Here is a 19,230-nt window from a genome sequence, read left to right on the forward strand (position 1 = left end):
GACGCCCTCTCCTCGTTCGAGCAGGCCGATGCCGTCGTTGACTTGGTCGAGCGTGATGCGCTTGGACACCATCGAGGCGAGGTCGAGCTGTCCGGTCTCGGCCAGGCGGATGTAGCGGGGGAAGTCCCGAAGGATCTGCGACCCGCCTGCGACCGAGCCCTGGATGCGCTTGCCGGTGAAGATGGCCGCCATCGCCGGGAGCGTCAGGGTGGCGTCCATGGCCGGGGGCATGCCGATGAGCGTGACCGTTCCTTCAGGACGGGCCAGGTGGAAGGCCTGCACCATGAGATGGGGCAGCCCGACCGCTTCGAAGGAGTGATCGGCTCCGCGCCCGCCGGTCAGGGCGCGGACCTGTTCGATGGGATCGCCGTCGGCGGGGTCGAGGGCGTGGGTCGCGCCGACCTGAAGACTCGCCTCGCGACGGCCGACGGACAGGTCGACGGCGATGATCGTGGCGGCGCCAGCGATACGGGCCCCCTGGATGACCGACTGGCCGACACCGCCGCAGCCGATGACGGCCACGCTGGAGCCGGGCCGTACCTGAGCGGTGTTGAGCGCGGCGCCGACGCCGGTCATCACGCCGCAGCCGAGCAGGGCGAGCTGCTCGTCGGGCAGGTCGGTCCGGACGGCGACGACGGTGGCCTCGTCAACGACCATGGCCTCGGCGAACGAGCCGCACCCGCACAGGGCGGGCGCCTGGCGGCCGTCGGGCAGGTCGAAGCGGGGCACCATGCGGGACGCCCCGCGCCCGCAGTGGTTGGACATGGCGTTGACGCACCACCAGCACGCACCGCAGGCGGGTGAGACGGAGGCGAGCACCCGGTCGCCGGCCTTGACTCGGCGCACGTCGGGGCCGATGGCCTCGACGGTGCCGCACGCCTCGTGCCCGGGCACGAGGGGCGACGTCCGCTCGGCGCGGTTGATCGAGGTCAGGTCGGTGTGGCAGATGCCGCTGGCCGCGACGCGCACGAGCACGTCCCGCGGCCCGATGGCGGGGGTGGGCAGGTCTTCCAGGACCAGCGGCCGGTTCGGTTCGTAGGCGACGGCGACCTTCACAGGGCCTCTCCCAGGTGCGCGGGGATGCCGATGGTGCGTGGTTCGAGGAAGCTCTGCAGCCCCTCGACGCCGAGTTCGCGGCCCAGGCCCGACTCCTTGAATCCGCCGAACGGCGTCAGCGGCATGGGGGAGGGGCTGCCGTTCACGGTGACGCCGCCGGTGCGCAGGCGCCGGGCCACGGCCAGGCCGCGGGCCGGTTCGCCGGACCACACGCTGCCCGACAGCCCGTAGCGGGTGTCGTTGGCGATGCGGACGGCGTCGTCGTCGCCGTCGTGCGGGATGAGGCACAGCACGGGGCCGAAGATCTCCTCCTGCGCCACCCGCATCGAGTTGTCGACGTCGCCGAGGACGGTCGGCTCGACGTACCAGCCCTTGGGCAGGTGCCGGGGACGGCCGCCGCCAGCCACCACGCGGAAGCCCTCGTCCAGGTTGATGTAGCCCTCCACGCGGGCGCGCTGCCGCTCGGCCACCAGCGGCCCCACCACCGTGGACGGGTCGTGCGGGTCACCGATGGGCACGGTCACGGCCTTGGCGGCGGCGGCCTCCAGCGCCTCGGCGTACCGGGCGCGCGGCACCAGAATCCGGGTCAGCGCGGCGCACACCTGACCGGAGTTGTGCATCGCGCCGCCGACCAGCGTGGGGACGACGGTGGCCAGGTCGGCGTCGTCGAGGACGAGCGCGGCGGACTTGCCGCCGAGTTCCAGGGAGACCCGCTTGATCTGGTTCCCGCACAGGCTCATGATCCGCTTGCCCGCCGCGGTGGAGCCGGTGAAGGCGACCTTGTCGGTGCCGGGATGGGTGACGAGGTGTTCGCCGGCCGCGCGATCCCCGGGCACCACGTTGACGACTCCGGCCGGCACGCCCGCCTCGTGCAGCACCTCGGCCAGGATGAACGGGCTGAGCGGCGTCTCGGGCGGCGGCTTGAGCACCACCGTGCATCCGGCGGCCAGCGCCGGGGCGAGCTTCCACGCCGACAGGGTGACCGGGGCGTTCCACGGCACGATCGCGGCGACCACCCCGACCGGCTCCGAGGTCACCAGCCCGGTCATGTCACCGCGGCGCACCAGCCGGTCGAAGTCGTAGGTGCGGATCAGCTCGGCGTAGTACTCGAATACCGGCGCGACGGTGGCGATCTGGAAGGGAGCCTGGCTGCTGGCCACGCCCATCTCCTCGACCAGCACTCCAGCGATGTCGGCGGCGCGCTCGCGGGCCAGGTGGGCGGCGCGGACCAGGACGTCGGCCCGCTCGTCCGGCGTCAGCCGGGGCCACGGGCCGTCGTCGAAGGCGGCGCGGGCGGCGGCCACGGCGCGGTCCATGTCCTCGCTGGTCGCGACCGGGACTTCGCCGACGACCTCCTCGCTGGAGGGGGAGATGACCTGCAGCACCTCGTCACCGGCCGGCTTGACCCATTCGCCGCCGACGTAGAACTCCCGGCGGTACATCAGCTGATCGTCCATGTCACTCCTCGACGGTGATCGCCAGGGCGGGGCAGACCAGAGCGGCCTGTTTGACGTCCTCCAGCCGATCCGGCGCCGGGTCCTCCTTCAGCAGCACGACGATGCCGTCCTCGTCGCGCTGGTCGAACACGTCGTCGGCGGCCATCACGCACTGGCCGGAGGCGACGCACTTGTCCTGCTCGATGATGATCTTCATGAGGGTCCTCACCAGGTGACGGGCAGTTCGTAGGCGCCGTAGACGAAGCCGTCGTGCTTGAACGGGATCTTCTCGACGTCGGTGGCGAGCGCGAGGGCAGGGATGCGCCGCAGCAGGGCGGGGTAGGCGACCTGCAGCTCCATCCGGGCCAGCGGCTGGCCCAGGCACTGGTGCACGCCGTACCCGAAGGTCACGTGCATGCGGGCGTTGCGCTGCAGGTCGAGGCGGTCGGGGTCGGGGAAGACGGACGGGTCGCGGTTGGCGGTCTCGTTGACCACGACGATGCCCTCGCCGGCCTTGATGACCTGGCCGGCGATCTCGATGTCCTCCATGGCGACCCGGCGCAGCCCGCCGTGGGTGATGGTGAGGAAGCGCAGGAGTTCCTCGACGGCCGAGGTGATCAGTTTGGGGTCGTCGCCGTCGCGCAGGAGGGCGAGCTGGTCGGGGTTCTGGAGCAGGGCCAGGGTGCCCAGGGTGATCATGTTCGCGGTGGTCTCGTGCCCGGCGAACAGCATCAGCACGCCCATCCGGGCGGCCTCCGGCCGGGTCAGCTCGCCGCTCTTGACCCGCTCGACCAGTCCGGACAGCAGGTCGTCGCCGGGCCGGTCGAGCTTGTCGCCGAGAAGCCCGTCCAGATACTCGGCCAGCGCCTGCTGGGCCTGTCCCCGCTGCTGCGGGGTCGAGTTGCGGTTGATGATGACCTTGCTGTTGTTCTGGAAGAACTCGTGGTCGTCGTACGGGACGCCGAGCAGGTTGGAGATCACCAGGGACGGCAGCGGTAGCGCGAACGCCTCGACCAGGTCGGCGGGCTTCGGCCCGGCGAGCATGGCGTCGATCAGGTCGTCGGCGATCCGCTGGGTTTCCGGCCGCATCGCCTCGACCCGCTTGACGGTGAACGCGGAGGTGACCATGCGGCGCAGCCGGGCGTGCTCCGGGTCGTCCATCATGATGAAGCTCATGCCGCCCGCGTTCTCCTGCTTGGCCATGCTCTCCATGGCCGCCGCCTCGGCGGGCGAGAGCCGGGGGATGCCATTCAGGGGTGAGATGCTGATCTTGGTGCTGCCGAGCACGGCGCGGTGCTCGGCGTGACCGGTCACCAGCCAGGGGGTGCTGCCGTCCCACAGCCGGACCCGGGTCAGCGGGCCCTCCTCCTGGCGGGCGCGCATCGCGGGTGCCGGGTCGAGCGGGCAGGTCGCTGGGCGGGCGATGTCGTACTCAGGAATTGTCGTCATATTTCCTCCTTGGGTCTGTGATTCAGGCGAGCTTGGCGGACCAGCCGCCATCGACGGGCACGACCACTCCGGTCACGAACGACGCCAGGTCCGAGGCCAGGAACGCCGCGACATGGGCCTGCTCCTCCGGCCGTCCGGCCCGGCCGAGCGCCGCCTTGCCGCCCAGCTCGCGCATGATCTCGGGTGGTGCGGCGAGGTTCTTCTTGCTGAGGGTGAAGCCGGGTGCGACCGCGTTGGCGCGGACGCCCTGCGGGCCGTACTGGACGGCGATGGCCTTGGTGATGGCGTTGACGCCGGCCTTCGCCGCCGAATAGGCCATCGAGATCCGCTCGTCGACGTTGAACGAGGCGGCGGAGGAGAAGTTGACGATGGCGCCGCCGCCGGTGGGCAGCATCGCGCGTACGGCGTGCTTGTCGCATAGCACGGTGCCCCGCAGGTGAACGGCGGTCAGGTCGTCGTACTCCTCGGCCGTGATCTCAGGACTGCGACGGCTGCCAGGGATGCCGGCCACGTGCACCAGGATGTCCACCCGCCCGAACACCTCGATGGCGCGCGCGAACATCGCCTCGATGTCCTTCTCGCGGCGCACGTCAACGCGGAAAGGGGTCACGGAGGGGCCGAGCGCGGCGGCCGTCTCGTCCTGGCCGCCGCTCAGGTCGGCGGCGAGCACCTTCGCGCCCTCGTTCACGAACACCGCGGCACAGACCTGACCGATGCCCGCACCCGCGCCCGTGATCACGGCGACTTTGTCCTCGAGCAGTCCACCCGGCCGGCGAAGCGCTGCGGTGAGAGTCATGCGAGCGTTGCCTTCTGGCTGCCGGACAGGCGAAGGAGCAGGTCGGCCACGGCCTTGGGCTCGGTGAGCATCAGGTCGTGGCCGGTGTCGATGTCCCAGACCCGGCCCGCCGCGCCGGCCTTCGCCATCCGGGCGGGATCGCGATGAGGCAGGGTCGCCGTGCAGAGGATGTGGGTTTGCGGGATCTCCCACAGTGCGGCCTCGTTGGTCAGGCGTAGCGGCGCGGTGAAGCACCGGACGGGGTGCGGGGTCAGCCGGGGCGTCATCCAGGCGATCGTGTCCGGGTCGGTCACCCCGTAGTGCGGCATCGGTTCGGTGCCCGGGAAGAGCGTCAGTTCGACGCCGTCGATCACGCGGGCGTTGTCGCGGGCCGTCGCGGCGAGCGTGGCCGAGATGTCGGACAGCGACTCGCCGTTAATGGGAGTCGCGGCGTCGAGATAGACGAGGTGGCCGATCCGGTCGGTGATGCGGTCGGCGGCGCCGGTGATGACCATGCCGCCGTAGCTGTGTCCGACGAGGATCACCTCGCGCAGGTCTTCGTAGGTCAGGACCTGGACGATGTCGTTGATGTGCACGTCCAGATCGATATCGGCGTTGAGCAGGTGGGACCGCTCGCCGACGCCGGTCAGCGTCGGGGTGTACACGTCGTGTCCTGCCTGGCGCAGGAGCCGCGCGACGGGCTGGTAGCACCAGCCGCCGTGTGCTCCACCGTGCACCAGTACGTAAGTGGCCAACGTGGGCTCCTTGTCGTAGCGATTCGAAGCATGTGTTCCGACGTGGGAGGAGTGCTCGAACTTGAACCAGTCGGATTAAAAAATCAATCAGTCGGTTTAAAGCTAGCGCAGGATACGCGCGTGTCAAGCCGTCGAAGGGATGGCGGTGAGGCTCTGCCGGTGCTGGCGGGCCTGCTTGGGCATGTTCCAGCCCAGTACGGCGGTGGCCTGACCATCGCGGCGGTAGACCGCGACGAAGCGGCGCTCGGCCACGTCGCCCTCCACGATCGACACCTCGGCGTCCGGCGACGGCCACCCGTGCACATGGATCTTGGCGTCGAACTGATCGGTCCAGAAGTAGGGGATCGGGGTGTAGGGGCGGTCGTCGCCGAGGATGTTGCCGGCAACGGCGATCGCCTGTTCGGTGGCGTTGGTGCGGTTCTCCAGCCGTACTGCCATGCCGAGCATCTCGTGATGCCAGCGCGCGACGTCGCCGACGGCGTAGACGCCCTCCGCCGCCCGGCAGCGGGAGTCGCAGACCAGCCCGTTGTCCAGGTCGAGCCCGCTGCCGGCGAGCCATCCGGTCGCGGGTGCGGAGCCGAAGGCCACCACGACGACGTCGGCCAGCAGAACCTCGCCGCCCTCCAGGCGCACCCCGGTGACACGGCCCTGGCGTTCGACGAGCCCGCTGACCGCGGCGCCGAGCCGCAGCTCGACTCCGCGCTCGGCGTGCAGTTCGGCGAGCAGTTCCGCGGCCGGCCCGCCGAGCTGGCAGGCCAGCGGCGCCGACTGCGGCCCTGCCAGGGTGACCGGCACGCCCATGCCGCACGCGGTCGCGGCGATCTCGGCGCCGAGCACGCCGTCGCCGACGACCACCAGGCGCGTGCAGGACATCAGGTCCATCCGCAGCGCCAGCGCGTCGTCGAGGGTGCGCAGCACGTGAACGCCGGCCAGCCCGGCCTGTCCCGGCAGGGTGCGCGGGCGCAGCCCCGTGGCCACCACCACGGCATCCGCGCTCAGCGCGCGCCCCGAAGCCGTGCGTACCGTGCGGGAGGCGACATCCAGCCCGGTCGCGGGCTCGCCGAGCAAGAAGTCCACGTTCAGCGCGGACAGCGTGGCCGGTGGCCGCAACCGAGCGCGTTCGGGCTCCCAGGCGCCGGACAGAACCTGCTTCGACAGTGGCGGCCGGTCGTAGGGTAGATGAGGCTCCGCGCCCAGCACCGTGATCCCGCCCTCGTAGCCCTTGCGGCGCAGGGTTTCCACGGTGGCCAGGCCCGCGGCGGACGCGCCGACCACCAGCACGTCGTCCGGGGCGCTCACGTGTCCTCGCTGAGGAAGATCGCCGCTCCTGGGCAGACGTCGGCGGCCTCGCGGACGACCGGATGCAGCTCCTCCGCAGGTCGCTCGTCCAGCAGGATCACGATCCCGTCATCGTCTCGCTGGTCGAACACATCCGGGGCGAGGAGCACGCACGTGCCGGCACCGCAGCACTTGTCCTCGTCGATGGTGACTTTCATGGTCGTCTTCCTTTCGTGGGGATTCAGCCGGCGAGGCGCCGGCGGGGCAGGAACGCGGCGATGACCAGGGCCGCGAGCGAAGCGAGGGCGCAGACAGCCAGCACCACGCGTAGCCCTTCCTGCGAGGGCAGGGCGGCGCCGCCGAGGGTGATGGTCAGGCCGGCCAGGACGGCACCGGCCACCGCGCTGGAAACGGAGGTGCCGATGGCCCGCATGAGCGTGTTGAGACTGTTGGCGGCGGCGGTCTCCGACACCGGGACCGCCGCCATGACCAGGGAGGGCATCGCGCCGTAGGCGAACCCGACGCCGGCGCCGATGATGCAGGAGACCAGGACGAGCTGCCAGATCGCCGACATCAGTACGACACTGAGGCCGTAGCCGGCGGCCACCACGAGGGCGCCAAGCATCAGGGTGACCTTGGGGCCCTTGGCGCTGGAGATGCGGGCCGACCAGCGGGAGACGACCATCATGACCAGGCCCTGCGGGGCGAGGACGAGCCCGACGGCCAGCATCGTCTGGCCGAGCCCGTACCCGGTGGCGGTGGGCAGTTGCAGCAACTGGGGGAACACGAGCGACATGCCGAACATCGCGAACCCGAACATGGCCGATGAGGCATTGGTCAGCAGCACCTGACGCCGCGCGCTGGTACGCAGGTCCACCAGCGGCTGCCGGGTGCGCAACTCCCACCAGCCCCACGCCAGCAGCACCACGACGGCCGCCACCAGCAGTCCGATGGTCAGACCGCTGCTCCAGCCCCAAGTGGCGCCCTTGGAGATGGCCAGCAGCAGGCATACCAGCACGGCCGACAGCCCGGCGGCACCCAGCAGGTCGAAGCGCCCGCCCGTACGGATCCTGGACTCCGGCACGAGGGTGAACACGAGCACCGCGGCGACGGCGCCCAGCCCGGCCGAGATCCAGAACAGCACGTGCCAGTCGGCGTGATCGGCGATCAGCGAGGCGGCCGGCAGCCCGATGGCGCCGCCCACCCCCATGGAGGAGCTCATCGTGGCGGTCGCCGCGCCCAGCCGCTCGGCGGGAAGCTCGTCCCGCAGGATGCTGATGCCGAGCGGGATGACGCCGGCCGACAACCCTTGCAGCACGCGTCCGACGATCATCGGGGTCAGGTCGGTGGACAGGCCGGCGATCGCCGAGCCGACCGTCAGCAGGGCGAGGCTGACCAGCAGCATGCGGCGCTTGCCGAACATGTCGCCCAGCCGCCCCACCACCGGGGTGGCCACGGCGGCGGCGAGCAGCGTGGCGGTCACCGCCCAGGAGGTGTCGGAGGCGGAGGCGTTCAGCAGCGCCGGAAGCCTGGGCACGAGGGGGATCACCAGGGTCTGCATCGAGGCGGTGACGATCCCGGCGAAGGCCAGGACCGCCACGATGGCGCCAGACCGCGGCGGAGCGGACGCTCGATCGGTGGCGGCAGGTCTGGCAAGGGTTGGGCTCACGGCGAACCTCCATAGAGCGGCCACAAGAGCAAATAAATCAGATGATTGACGAATTAAACCATATGATTGACTGTGCGAGTCCCTACGATGCGATGAAGGCGATTGAGGAGGAAGGCGATGGCGGCCAGGGCGGTGCGGCCCGAGCGGGCGAGTGCGACGCGGGAGGTGATCCTCGCCACAGCGGAGCGGCTGTTCGCCGAGCACGGCGTGCATGCGGTGTCGAACCGGCAGATCAGCGAGGCCGCCGGGCAGGGCAACAGCGCCGCGGTGGGCTACCACTTCGGCACCAAAGCCGACCTGGTGCGGGCGATCGCGCGCAAGCACGCCGAGGAGATGGAACAGTTGCGCGTGTGGATGGTCGCCGACATCGTCGGCTCCGCCGACATCCGCGATTGGGTGGGCTGCCTGGTGCGCCCGTTCACCCGGCACCTGGAGGCCCAGGGCAATCCTGGCTGGTACGCCCGGTTCCGTGCGCAGGTGGCGGCCGATCCCGGGCTGTATCTGATCACGGTCGAGGAATCGCTGCCCTCGCCCTCGCTGCGGCTGCTCGTGGACGGCATGAAGCGCTGTTTGTCGGACTTGCCTGCCCCCGTGCGTGACCAGCGCTGGGTCATGGCGCGTCACGTCATCGTGCACATGTGCGTTGATCGCGAACGAGCCCTCGCCGAAGGCGATCCCACCGCCGAGCCGACCTGGGACGACCTTGCCGCAAGCCTGATCGAAGCGATCGTCGGGCTGCTGCAGGCGCCGGTGATGCCCCGGTCGTGACTGGTTGTATTCCGGCAGAGGGCTTGAGTGTCGCCCGCTGCCGGGGCCGGTGGGGCACGAGTCCGGCTCAACAATGGTGACCTTGATGCCGAACGGGGGGCTCTCCGGCCAGGGACTTTGGAAGTCCTTTCGGTGCCCACTTTGACGCGCGATGCGGACCCAAGTGATGACTGGCCCGCATTGTTGACGACGACGTCCAAGCGTCCGAAGTGCTCATGAGCGAGCCGCACTATGTCGGTCGCCGCCACTGGCCGGCCACATTCAGGGTCGGCGGCGGAGCCGCCGCGCCGTACATGGCGACGAGGTCTCCCAGGGAATCGGCGTCTCGGGCGGCCGCCACGACCTCATTGCCGCGTGACAGGGCGGCCCGAGCGAACTCGCGGCTCAGACCGCGCATGGAACCCGTGATGAACGACCTTGCGCGCGACATCCTCCCGGGTGATGCGGCCTCCAGCCCGGTTAAATCACGTGAGCGATTTTGTCAATCATGTGGTTTACTGGTGGCCGAGCCCTGGGAAGGGAGAGGACGATCGCTGGCATCGAAGAACGCCGCGGCGCGACGCGGGACGTGATCCTGGCGACCGCCGAGCGTCTGTACGCCGAGCGCGGGATCCACATGGTGTCGAACCGGCAGATCAGCGAGGCTGCCGGGCAGGGCAACAGCGCCGCGGTGGGCTACCACTTCGGCACCAAGGCCGACCTGATCCGCGCGATCGCGCGCAAGCACGCCGACCAGATGGAGCGGATGAGGGTGACCTCGGTCGCCGAGATCGTCGGTTCCACGGACATCCGGGACTGGGTGGCCTGCCTGGTACGCCCGTTCACCGGACACCTGGCCGCCCTGGGCAAGCCCACGTGGTACGCGCGTTTCTGCGTCCAGGTGACCAGCGACCCCGCCCTCCACGCGATCATGACCGAGGAGGCGCTCACGTCCGCCTCACTGCGAATGCTCGTGGCAGGCCTGCACCACCGCCTGCCTGGACTGCCACCGTCGGTGCGCGACGAACGGTCGATCATGGCGCGTCACCTGATCGCGCAGATGTGCGTCGAGCGGGAGCGCGCCCTCGCCGAAGGCGCGCTCACTCTCCACCCAAGCTGGGACGACCTCGCCGCCAGTTTGATCGACGCGATTGTCGGGCTCTGGCAGGCTCCCGTAACTCCTCGACCGAGACAACAGAGAAAGGACTGATGAGCATGACGAGCACGTCGCATGCCACGAACGAGATCCCGGACTTCCCGATGGCGCGGGATGCCCGCTGCCCGTTCGACCCGCCCCCGGCCCTGTACGACCAGCGCGAGCAAGGCCCGATGACCAGGGTCCGGCTCTGGGACGGCAGCACTCCCTGGTTGATCACCGGATATGCCGAGCAGCGCGCTGTGCTGGGCGACCCGAGGGTCAGCGCCGACCTCAGCCGTCCTGGCTACCCGGCCACGGTGCCCTTGCCTCCCGGTGGTGTGAAGCGGAGCTTCATCGGGATGGACGACCCGGAACACGCCCGGCTGCGCCGGATGGTCACCGCGCCCTTCGCCATCAAGCGCATCGAGGCCATGCGCCCGGCGGTGCAGAAGATCGTGGACGGCCTGATCGACGACCTGCTGGCCGGCCCCAACCCGGTGGATCTGGTCCAGGCGTTCGCCCTGCCGGTACCGTCACTGGTGATCTGCGAGTTGCTCGGCGTCCCGTACACGGACCACGACTTCTTCCAGGACACCAGCAAGACCATCATCAACCGCACCTCCACCCCTGAGCAGCGGCAGGCCGGCCACCAGGCCCTGCACGCCTACCTGGACGACCTGGTCGGTCAGAAGCTCACCGACCCCGGCGACGACCTGCTGTCCGGGCTGGTCGAGCGGGTCAAGGCCGGTGAGCTGTCGCGGCAGGAGGCCGCCCGGATGGGTGCGTTGATGCTGATCGCCGGCCACGAGACCACCGCCAACATGATCGCCCTGGGCACGCTCGCCCTGCTGCAGCACCCTGACCAGCTCGCCCTGCTGCGTGACGGCGACGACCCGAAGCTCGTCGCCTCCGCGGTGGAGGAGCTGCTGCGCTACCTCAACATCGTGCACAACGGCCGGCTGCGCGTCGCGACCGAGGACATCGAGGTGGCCGGCCAGATCGTCCGTGCCGGCGAGGGCCTCATCATGGCGAACGAGATGGGCAACCGCGACCCCGAGGCGTTCTCCGACCCGGACAGGCTCGACCTCCGGCGCGACGCCCGCCGCCACGTGGCCTTCGGTTTCGGCGTGCACCAGTGCCTGGGGCAGCCGTTGGCGCGGATGGAGCTGCAGGTCGTCTACGGCACCCTCTACCGCCGTGTCCCGACCCTGAAGCTGGCCACCGGCTTGGATCAGGTCCCGTTCAAGTTCGACGGAATGGTCTACGGCGTGCACGAACTCCCCGTCACCTGGTGACGGGAAGGATCACCGCCGACGGGTGCTGCGGGTCGTGGAAGACCTGCTGGTCGGCGGCGAGCAGGGTGGTAGCGGTGGCGCGGGGTTCGCCGGTCCCAGGGTTGCGGTTGTAGCGGGGGAAAGCGCCGCTGGACACCTGTACGCGGATCCGGTGGCCGCGTCGGAAGCGGTAGGCGGTCGGCCACAGCGTCACGGCGACGGGTGTGATCTCGTCGGCGCCGGTGACGCTGATCAGGCCGTCGCAGACGTTGCTGGAGCGTCCGCCGGCGTCCACGTCGCACAGGCGGACGAAGACGTCGGCGTACGGCAGGCTGGAACGGAAGAAGATCTCGGCGCTCACCTCGCCGACGACCTCCACGTCCTCCTCCAGTACGGGCGTGGTGTAGATGAGGACGTCGGGCCGGGCCTCGAGGGCGGCGTTGTTGACGCGTCCGGCCTTCTCGCCGAAGGCCATGCGAACGCCGCCGAGGGCGGGAGTCGGGTCCGCGGGGTCGTAGCGGTAGCCATCAGGTGGTGACTCGGCGGGCGCCTCGGTGGCCAGGGCGCCGCCGGGCTGCAGGTGGAAGCGTCGCGGCTCGAATCCAGGAGGCGGCCAGGACGGGAAGTCGCGCCACTTCTCCTCGCCCATGACGAACAGGCGGACCGGGGCGCGCCCGGCGGGCTCCTCGCCCCGGGCCAGGGCCATGCCGAAGCCGATGGCTTCGGCGGCGGAGATCTGCCCGACGCCTGTGGAGACATGCGCCCAGGGGCCCACGGTGAGGCGGGCGAGGGGGTGCCCGTTGTCCTGCAATGTTCGGAAGTCGCGGAGCTGGCCGGGCAGGAAGATGTCGTACCAGCCGCCGACGGTGCTGACCGGCACCTGGATGCCGGCGACCCGGTGACGGTGGTCCAGGCCCTGCCAGAACGGGTCGTCGGCGTCGTGGGCGAGGATGTCCTGGAGGTAGTCGTAGCGGTGGCCCAGGGCGGCGGTGTCGGCCCGGTTCAGCGGCAGCGTGCGCAGGGCGCGTTGCACCCTCTTCCCGCTGAGCAGGGCTCGCGGCATGGCGAAGCGCCGTTCCTGCCCGGCGACCTGAACGCCCCAGACGAACGGGGTCTCCAGGGAGAACGCGTCGGCACGGAGGAAGTCCAGGGTGAGAGCCGACTCGGAGACTCCCGGGATGATGGCCTTGACCTGGGGTGGCACGGCGTCGGCCACCGCCCACTGGACGAAGCCGAGGTAGCTGGAGCCGTACAGGATGATCGACTCGCCGAACCAGGGCTGCTTGATCACCCAGTCCAGGGTGTCGAGGCCGTCCTCGCGCTCGCGACGCAGCGGGTCGAAGGGGCCCTCGGAGCCGAACGTGCCACGCGTGCTCTGGATCAGCACCTGAAAGCCGCGCTCGGCCAGCGGCCGGGCCATGGGGTCGGCAGTCATGCCGGCCCGGCCATAGGGGGCGCGGATGAGCGCGGTGGGCAGGCCGTCGCCGCCGGTCTTCGGGGCCCAGCGGTCGGCCAGCAGGACGGCGCCGTCGCGCATCGGGACGCGCAGGTCGCGTTCGATGATCAGGTCCCTGGTGAGGGGCGGGGGCAGGCGCAGCAGGCGCTGGACGAGGTGGCTGTTCAGGTTCATCGCAGGCGGTCTCCGTGGGTGAGGACGGTGGACAGGCGGACCAGCCGGTCTGTCAGTTCTTCGGGGTCGAGGGGGTCGCCGGCGCCGATCAGCCAGTCGTTGACGATCGTGCCGGTCCCGCCGCTGATCAGCGTCGCCAGATCCTGCGCCGTGGCGTCGTCGAGATCGCCGAACGTCGCCCGCAGGCCCTCCCTGGTGATGAGCGAGCCGAACAGCCTGTTGAGGGCCTGGCTCATACCGAAGGCGCAGGAGCCGGTAAGCATCGCGCGATAGAACGGGCGGTGCCGGGCGAAGTGCCGGGCCATCGCCAGCACGCGCGCGCGAACCGGCGCACCGGCGTCGCCCGCCACGGGCATGAGTTCGCGCTCGACCAGATCGGTCGCGGCCGCCACGAGCAGCGCGTCGCGGTCGCCGAACTGCAGGTACACCAGTTGCCTGCTGACATTCGCGGCCTCGGCGAGGTCGGCGACGGGCAGGGCGGTGGTGCCGCGCTCGGTGACCAGGCGGACGGCGGCGGCCATGAGAGCGGCGCGGGAGCGAAGCACCCGGCGGTCTTGTCGATCCAGCACCTCTCTGACACTAGACATGTGTTAGAAAATAGACAACTGTTAAATCGATTGATTTAGTCAAGGAGTGGCCATGCCCATGATCGAGGTCCGCACCGCCGCCGGCGTGGTGCGCGGACGCGCCGAGGACGGCCTGGCCGTCTTCCGCGGCATTCCGTACGCCGAACCGCCGCTCGGCGAGGCGCGCTTCCAGGCGCCGAAGCCCGTGGCCCGCTGGGAAGGCGTCCGCGACGCGCACGCTTTCGGCCCGCCGCCCCCGCAGGACGCCACCATGGCGGGCCGCAGCGGCGGAGACCTCTTCGCGGGTACGGGTGACGACTGGCTGACGGTCAACGTGTGGACGCCCGACGCCGATCCGCCCGCGCGCCGCCCGGTATTCGTGTGGATCCACGGCGGCGCCTACAAGCACGGCTTCTCCGGCAGCCCCGGCTACGACGCCCAGCACATCGCCCGCGACGGCGACGTCGTCGTCGTGTCGCTGAACTACCGGCTCGGCGCGGAGGGCTTCGCCTGCATCGACGGCGCGCCCGCCAACCGTGGCCTGCTCGATCAGGTCGCCGCCCTGGAATGGGTGCGGGAGAACATCGCGGCGTTCGGCGGCGACCCTGACCAGGTGACCGTCGCCGGTGACTCGGCCGGTGCCGGATCCATCGCCGCCCTGATGGTCATGCCGCGCGCGGCGGGTCTGTTCCGGCGCGCCATCGGGCAGAGCGTGCCGGGCACCTACCTGTCCGACGCCCTGGCCCGCGACGTCGCCACGGCCATCGCCGCCGAGGCGGGGCTGCGCCCGACGGCGGCGGAGCTGTCCGGCGTGGATCCACGGGAACTGCCGAAACTCGCGCATGCGGTGGAGACGAAGATGCGGCAGCACGAGAATCGCTGGGGTGCGTTCGCGCACACGCTCACCCTCTTCTCGCCCGTCGTGGACGGCGAGGCGCTGCCGCAGGCGCCCTGGCAGGCGCTGGCCGCCGGCGCGGGACGGGACGTGGAGCTCATCATCGGCCACACCCGCGACGAATGCCGTACGTTCCTGCTCTTCGCGGGACAGCTTGGCAAGGTCACCGAGGCGCAGGCGGCCGAGGCGCTGCGCCACTTCGGCCCCGGCGACGACGGCGAGCGGGCCTACCGCACCGCGTTCCCTGGCGCGTCCGCCGAGGAACTGTACGAACTCGTGCAGAACGACTGGCTGTTCCGCATGCCGACGCTGCGCCTGGCCGAGGCGCAGGCCGCCGGCGGCGGGCGGGCCCACCTGTACGAGCTGGCCTGGCAGTCGCCGGGCAGCGGCGGCGTACTGCGTGCCTGCCACGGCCTGGACGGCCCGCTGCTGTTCGGCACCTACGACGCCCACCTCGGCCCGGCCGCCATCGGCCCCGAGCACGTCGCCGAGGCCCGCGAGCTGACCACCCAGATCCGCACCGCCTGGGCGTCCTTCGCGAGATCAGGCAACCCGGGCTGGCCGGCGTACGACTCCGAGCAGCGGCTGACGCGGGTCTTCGACGCGACGCCGTCGGTCACGGCCTACCCGGAGGAAGCCTCCCGCCGCCTGTGGCAGGACCACGTCTTCGAGGCGCTGCCCCTGCTGGCCACCTGAGTGGCGCGGTCGGGCGGGAGCCTTGGTTCCTGCCTGGCCGGCGTCAGACCATCGTTTCCGGGTCGTCCGTGCCGAAGTAGGTGAAGGAGCGGAGAGCGAGCTCGCCGTCGGAGCAGGAGATGCCGATCATGCGGCCGGTGAAGCCGCCGGCGACCTCGGTGGAGAGGTAGCGGCCGTCGAGCCGTCCGACTTCGGTGAAGCCGCCGGGGCCGCTGACGCCGGCCACGATGGTATCGGGGCCCTGTTCGGCGCCGAAGCCGGGCGCCTGCTCGGTGCGCAGCTCCAGGACGGTCTCCGCGGTGGCGGGGGCCTCGCCGAGCACCACGTGGAGCGAGCCGATGTGGGCGACGGCGCGGGCGTTCTCGCCCTGGATCTCGACGGTGACGGCATGCCGGGGGTCGATGCGCAGTTCCAGGCCGCCGCGTCCGGAGGTGCGCGCCTGGGCCCGGATGTGGAGATGCTCCTGGCGGCGGCCGGCGAAGGCGCGTTCCTGCCCGGTGGAGGTGAGCAGCCAAGCGTCGCCGGTCTGTCGCAGGGCCTGGCCGGGCCAGCGGCCGGCGGTCACCCAGGACGGCGGCAACGGATCCGTGGGGGTCACTTCCTCGGTGACGGCGGTGGAAGGCGGCGGTTCGATCGGGTCGGCCGGGTGGGGCCAGCCGTCGGTCCAGGCGATGCGGGAGGCGAACGTCTCGCGGCCCAGGATGTGCCACTTGGCGGTACCGATGCCGCCCAGGGCGCGGACACCGAGGTAGAGCGCGACCCACTCGCCCTCGGCGGTCTGCACGAGGTCGGCGTGGCCGACGTTCTGCACGGGGACGTCGATGCCGCGCGCGGTGAGCAGCGGGTTGTGCGGGCACGGCTCGAACGGGCCGGACGGTGCGGGGCCGCGCGCGATGGTGGCGGCGTGGCCGCGCTCGGTGCCGCCCTCGGCGATGAGCAGGTACCAGTACTCGCCGATCTTGTACAGGTGCGGGCCCTCGGGGTGGCTGCCGCCGGTTCCCTGCCACAGCCGCCGCGGCTCGGTGAGCAGCTTGCCGGTCTCCGGGTCCAGTGCGGCCTGCAGGATGCCGCCCGGCTCGCCGATGCCGCACCAGGTGACATAGCAGGTGCCGTCGTCGTCCCAGGCGAGGTCCGGGTCGATGCCGAAGACATCGTCGACCCACACCGGTTCGGACCAGGGGCCCGCCGGGTCCTCGGCCGTGACCAGCAGCAGGCCCGGCTGGCGGAACAGGTTCGTGGTGATCATCCAGAACCGGCCGTCGTGGTAACGCAGGGTCGGCGCGAAGACGCCGCCGGAGGGCGGCATGTCGTCGATGTCGAGTTGTGACGGCCGGTCGAGCGCGTGGCCGATCTGCTTCCAGGTACGCAGGTCGGTGGAGCGGTAGATCGGCACGCCGGGCGCGTACTCGAAGCTGGAGCAGGCCAGATAGTAGGCGTCGCCCGCGCGGCACACGCTGGGGTCGGGGTGGAAGCCGGGGACGACCGGGCGGGTCGGCAGTTGCATCGTGTATCTCCGCAGCTTGTCGTGACTTCGCGCACCACATCCTTATTGACCTGGTGCACGGTCATCACACAGACTACAGCCCAACCGGACGCAAGAGTCCGGTTGTGGACGTGAGTATCGCCGTCCTCCATGCTGTGAAGGGATCTTCGATGACCGACCACTGGGACAGGACCGTTGACGTGCTCGTCGCGGGCTCCGGCGCGGCGGGCCTGGCCGCCGCCATCACCGCCGCCGCCGCCGAACTGGACGTCCTGGTCGTGGAGAGCACCGCACGCTGGGGCGGCACCACGTCCATCTCCGGCGGCGGGCTGTGGATGCCGGCCAACCCGCTCATGCTCCGCGACGGTGTCCCGGACTCCGCCGAGGAGGCCCTGCGGTACATGGACGAGGTCATCGCCGAGACCGGTCCCGCCTCCTCGCCCGAACGCCGCAGGGCCTACGTCGACACCGCCCCCGAGGTGGTGGCCTTCCTTGGCCGCAAGGGGGTGCGCTGGCGCAGGTCGCCCGACTATCCCGACTACTACCCGGACCGGCCCGGCGGCAAGGTGGGCCGCGCGATCGAGGCGGCGCCGTTCAACACCAAGCTGCTCGGCGACTTCTACGCCAGCGCCCGTTCCAAGGAGAGCGGCATCCCGGTGCCGCTCATGACCGATGACGTGTGGCTGCTGTCGCGCGCCTGGTCCACACCGAGCGGTTTCGTGCGCGGCGCCCGTTTCGTCTTCCGCACGCTGGGCCAGTTCGCGGCCGGCAAGCGCCCGGCCGGCGTCGGCGGGGCGCTGGCCTCTTCCCTCATGCACGTCGTCCGTTCGCAGCAGACCCCGGTCTGGCTGTCGGCGCCGGTCACCGATCTGATCACCGAAGACGGCGCGGTGGTCGGCGCGGTAGTGGACAAAGACGGACGCAAGCAGAACGTTCGCGCGCGCCGCGCGGTCGTCCTGGCCGCCGGCGGGTTCGCCAACAACGCCGAATGGCGCCGCAAGCACCACGGCATCCCCGGCTACTCCTCCGCCCCCGAGGGCGACCAGGGCACGGCCATCGAAGCGGGCGTGCGGGCTGGCGGCGCACTGGCGCTCATGGACGACGCCTGGTGGGGCGCGTCCCTGCTCAACCCCGACGGCAAGGCCATGTTCCTCGTCTCAGAGCGGTCCTTCCCGTTCTCGATCATCGTGGACGCCAACGGTGAGCGCTTCACCAACGAGTCAGCCTCCTACATCGACGTCGGCCACGCCATGCTGGAACATGACGTGGCCGGCCCCATGTGGATGGTCAGCGACGTCCGGCACACCCGCCGCTATCTCAACTCCGCCCTGGTCGGGCAGACCAAGAAGTGGATGAAAGCCGGCCTGCTCATCCAGGCCCCCAGCCTCCAGACGCTGGCGGAGGGAATGGGCGTGGAGCCCGCCAGGTTCCGTGCCGCCGTCGAGCGGTTCAACGGGTTTGCCCGTACCGGCGTGGACGAGGACTTTGGCCGGGGCCGGACCGTCTACGACAACTATTACGGGGACCCGCGGGTCAAGCCCAACCCCAACCTTGGCCCCCTGGAGAAGGGCCCGTTCCGCGCCGTCCGTGTCTATCCGGGCGACCTGGGCACCAAGGGCGGCCTGCTCACCGACGAGCACGCCCGCGTGCTGCGTGAGGACGGCACGGTCATCCCTGGTCTGTACGCGGCGGGCAACACCACTGCCTCGGTGATGGGCCGCACGTACCCCGGCCCCGGCTCCACCATCGGTCCGGCGGTCGTCTTCGGTTACCGCGCCGCCCGGCACGCTGCCGCCGGTCAGGCCTCGATGCCGTGACGGAGCATCTGCCAGATGCGCTCGGCGGCCTTCCTGCGTTCGGTCTCGGCGGGGATCTCGATGAGCAGGAGGGTCACCATGCCGATGGCCAGGAGCAGGTCGTGGGTCGTGACGTCCGCGCGCACCCGGCCCGCACGTTGCGCCTCGGCGAGCCCGCGCTCCAGCAACGCCCCCAGGCGCTCGCGGAGGCCGAGGATGCGCGGGTCGGGCTGTGGCGGAATGATGACCAGGCGGATGAACGTGGTGGAGGCGATGGTCTGCTCGGTGACCAGGGCCAGCACCTCCTCCAGGGCGGTGCCGGACTTGGCGGCCAGCGCCTCCAGCTCGGCGATGCTGTCCTCGAAGACTGCCAGGGCGAGACTGACCCGGTCGGGGAAATGCCGATAGAGGCTGCCCTGCCCGACCCCTGCCGCCCGCGCGACGTCGGTGAGCGAGGTGTCGTAGCCGGAGGTGGCGAAGGCTTCGCGCGCCGCCGCGATCAACGCCGCCCGGTTGTGTGCTGCGGCTTTCGGGCCTCTGTTGGGTCGACGGGCGGTGGTCACAACGATTATGGTAGCAACCGGACG

At 70.7% G+C, this 19,230-nt stretch carries 18 protein-coding genes; 5 read left to right on the forward strand and 13 right to left on the reverse strand.

Annotation, left to right across the window (positions count from 1 at the left end; all coding sequences use genetic code 11):
• From AB0J64_RS33875 to AB0J64_RS33915, 9 genes are all read right to left on the reverse strand, one after another.
• Window positions 1–1,056: Zn-dependent alcohol dehydrogenase (locus tag AB0J64_RS33875; protein ID WP_364036128.1), on the reverse strand; the 1,056-nt coding region annotated here is incomplete at its 3' end.
• Entirely contained in the window at window positions 1,053–2,513 is a 1,461-nt protein-coding gene (locus AB0J64_RS33880) for an aldehyde dehydrogenase (RefSeq protein WP_364036131.1), read from the reverse strand. The genes AB0J64_RS33875 and AB0J64_RS33880, both read right to left, overlap by 4 nt.
• 1 nt (window position 2,514) lies before the next feature.
• Window positions 2,515–2,709 (reverse strand): ferredoxin, encoded by a 195-nt coding sequence (locus AB0J64_RS33885; protein ID WP_364036134.1) that lies wholly within the window; start codon window positions 2,707–2,709, stop codon window positions 2,515–2,517.
• Between the two features lie 8 nt (window positions 2,710–2,717).
• Window positions 2,718–3,941 (reverse strand): cytochrome P450, encoded by a 1,224-nt coding sequence (locus AB0J64_RS33890; RefSeq protein WP_364036137.1) that lies wholly within the window; start codon window positions 3,939–3,941, stop codon window positions 2,718–2,720.
• A 22-nt stretch (window positions 3,942–3,963) separates the two neighbouring features.
• On the reverse strand, window positions 3,964–4,737 hold the full coding sequence (locus AB0J64_RS33895) for an SDR family oxidoreductase (protein WP_364036140.1): 774 nt from the start codon (window positions 4,735–4,737) through the stop codon (window positions 3,964–3,966).
• A complete protein-coding gene (locus AB0J64_RS33900) occupies window positions 4,734–5,471 on the reverse strand; it encodes an alpha/beta hydrolase (RefSeq protein WP_364036143.1) in 738 nt (245 codons plus the stop codon). The genes AB0J64_RS33895 and AB0J64_RS33900 overlap by 4 nt, the downstream gene beginning before the upstream one ends.
• 123 nt (window positions 5,472–5,594) lie before the next feature.
• Window positions 5,595–6,770: an FAD/NAD(P)-binding oxidoreductase gene (locus AB0J64_RS33905; protein WP_364036146.1), complete on the reverse strand. Its 1,176-nt coding sequence runs from the start codon at window positions 6,768–6,770 to the stop codon at window positions 5,595–5,597.
• Window positions 6,767–6,967: a ferredoxin gene (locus AB0J64_RS33910; protein ID WP_364036149.1), complete on the reverse strand. Its 201-nt coding sequence runs from the start codon at window positions 6,965–6,967 to the stop codon at window positions 6,767–6,769. The genes AB0J64_RS33905 and AB0J64_RS33910 overlap by 4 nt, the downstream gene beginning before the upstream one ends.
• A gap of 23 nt (window positions 6,968–6,990) precedes the next feature.
• Entirely contained in the window at window positions 6,991–8,352 is a 1,362-nt protein-coding gene (locus AB0J64_RS33915; protein ID WP_364036326.1) for an MFS transporter, read from the reverse strand.
• Window positions 8,353–8,535: 183 nt separating this feature from the next.
• Here AB0J64_RS33915 and AB0J64_RS33920 point away from each other — a divergent pair, with 183 nt between their 5' ends.
• From AB0J64_RS33920 to AB0J64_RS33930, 3 genes are all read left to right on the forward strand, one after another.
• Window positions 8,536–9,186: a TetR family transcriptional regulator gene (locus AB0J64_RS33920; protein WP_364036152.1), complete on the forward strand. Its 651-nt coding sequence runs from the start codon at window positions 8,536–8,538 to the stop codon at window positions 9,184–9,186.
• 487 nt (window positions 9,187–9,673) lie between these two features.
• On the forward strand, window positions 9,674–10,375 hold the full coding sequence (locus AB0J64_RS33925) for a helix-turn-helix domain-containing protein (protein WP_364036155.1): 702 nt from the start codon (window positions 9,674–9,676) through the stop codon (window positions 10,373–10,375).
• 5 nt (window positions 10,376–10,380) lie between these two features.
• The gene (locus AB0J64_RS33930) at window positions 10,381–11,598 is read left to right on the forward strand and encodes a cytochrome P450 (RefSeq protein ID WP_364036158.1); all 1,218 of its coding nucleotides are present in this window, start codon (window positions 10,381–10,383) and stop codon (window positions 11,596–11,598) included.
• Here the strand turns inward: AB0J64_RS33930 and AB0J64_RS33935 are convergent.
• Window positions 11,588–13,207 (reverse strand): CocE/NonD family hydrolase, encoded by a 1,620-nt coding sequence (locus tag AB0J64_RS33935; protein ID WP_364036161.1) that lies wholly within the window; start codon window positions 13,205–13,207, stop codon window positions 11,588–11,590. The genes AB0J64_RS33930 and AB0J64_RS33935 overlap by 11 nt on opposite strands.
• A complete protein-coding gene (locus tag AB0J64_RS33940) occupies window positions 13,204–13,794 on the reverse strand; it encodes a helix-turn-helix domain-containing protein (protein ID WP_364036164.1) in 591 nt (196 codons plus the stop codon). Before AB0J64_RS33940 ends, AB0J64_RS33935 begins: the two co-directional genes overlap by 4 nt.
• A 52-nt stretch (window positions 13,795–13,846) precedes the next feature.
• On the opposite strand from AB0J64_RS33940, the gene AB0J64_RS33945 reads away from it, so the two are divergent.
• Window positions 13,847–15,364, forward strand: coding sequence for a carboxylesterase family protein (locus AB0J64_RS33945; RefSeq protein WP_364036167.1), 1,518 nt, complete (start codon window positions 13,847–13,849; stop codon window positions 15,362–15,364).
• Between the two features lie 43 nt (window positions 15,365–15,407).
• Here AB0J64_RS33945 and AB0J64_RS33950 read toward each other — a convergent pair whose 3' ends face one another.
• Complete coding sequence (locus tag AB0J64_RS33950) at window positions 15,408–16,868, reverse strand: family 43 glycosylhydrolase (RefSeq protein ID WP_364036170.1); 1,461 nt, start codon at window positions 16,866–16,868, stop codon at window positions 15,408–15,410.
• Window positions 16,869–17,017: 149 nt separating this feature from the next.
• Here AB0J64_RS33950 and AB0J64_RS33955 point away from each other — a divergent pair, with 149 nt between their 5' ends.
• Window positions 17,018–18,664 (forward strand): FAD-dependent oxidoreductase, encoded by a 1,647-nt coding sequence (locus AB0J64_RS33955; protein WP_364036173.1) that lies wholly within the window; start codon window positions 17,018–17,020, stop codon window positions 18,662–18,664.
• Here the strand turns inward: AB0J64_RS33955 and AB0J64_RS33960 are convergent.
• Entirely contained in the window at window positions 18,646–19,206 is a 561-nt protein-coding gene (locus tag AB0J64_RS33960; protein WP_364036176.1) for a helix-turn-helix domain-containing protein, read from the reverse strand. The two genes, AB0J64_RS33955 and AB0J64_RS33960, sit on opposite strands and share 19 nt — an antisense overlap.
• Between the last annotated feature and the right edge of the window lie 24 nt (window positions 19,207–19,230).

It is taken from the genome of Nonomuraea sp. NPDC049695, assembly GCF_040674955.1.
Classification (GTDB): domain Bacteria; phylum Actinomycetota; class Actinomycetes; order Streptosporangiales; family Streptosporangiaceae; genus Nonomuraea; species Nonomuraea helvata.

Excerpts from the sequence above, each read along its gene's own strand:
- AB0J64_RS33935 (WP_364036161.1), bottom strand. The coding sequence starts at position 13,207 with ATGAACCTGAACAGCCACCTCGTCCAGCGCCTGCTGCGCCTGCCCCCG.
- AB0J64_RS33950 (WP_364036170.1), bottom strand. The coding sequence starts at position 16,868 with ATGCAACTGCCGACCCGCCCGGTCGTCCCCGGCTTCCACCCCGACCCC.
- AB0J64_RS33880 (WP_364036131.1), bottom strand. The coding sequence starts at position 2,513 with ATGGACGATCAGCTGATGTACCGCCGGGAGTTCTACGTCGGCGGCGAA.
- AB0J64_RS33890 (WP_364036137.1), bottom strand. The coding sequence starts at position 3,941 with ATGACGACAATTCCTGAGTACGACATCGCCCGCCCAGCGACCTGCCCG.
- AB0J64_RS33920 (WP_364036152.1), top strand. The coding sequence starts at position 8,536 with ATGGCGGCCAGGGCGGTGCGGCCCGAGCGGGCGAGTGCGACGCGGGAG.
- AB0J64_RS33955 (WP_364036173.1), top strand. The coding sequence starts at position 17,018 with ATGACCGACCACTGGGACAGGACCGTTGACGTGCTCGTCGCGGGCTCC.
- AB0J64_RS33895 (WP_364036140.1), bottom strand. The coding sequence starts at position 4,737 with ATGACTCTCACCGCAGCGCTTCGCCGGCCGGGTGGACTGCTCGAGGAC.
- AB0J64_RS33930 (WP_364036158.1), top strand. The coding sequence starts at position 10,381 with ATGACGAGCACGTCGCATGCCACGAACGAGATCCCGGACTTCCCGATG.
- AB0J64_RS33910 (WP_364036149.1), bottom strand. The coding sequence starts at position 6,967 with ATGAAAGTCACCATCGACGAGGACAAGTGCTGCGGTGCCGGCACGTGC.
- AB0J64_RS33925 (WP_364036155.1), top strand. The coding sequence starts at position 9,674 with ATGTGGTTTACTGGTGGCCGAGCCCTGGGAAGGGAGAGGACGATCGCT.
- AB0J64_RS33885 (WP_364036134.1), bottom strand. The coding sequence starts at position 2,709 with ATGAAGATCATCATCGAGCAGGACAAGTGCGTCGCCTCCGGCCAGTGC.
- AB0J64_RS33945 (WP_364036167.1), top strand. The coding sequence starts at position 13,847 with ATGCCCATGATCGAGGTCCGCACCGCCGCCGGCGTGGTGCGCGGACGC.
- AB0J64_RS33940 (WP_364036164.1), bottom strand. The coding sequence starts at position 13,794 with ATGTCTAGTGTCAGAGAGGTGCTGGATCGACAAGACCGCCGGGTGCTT.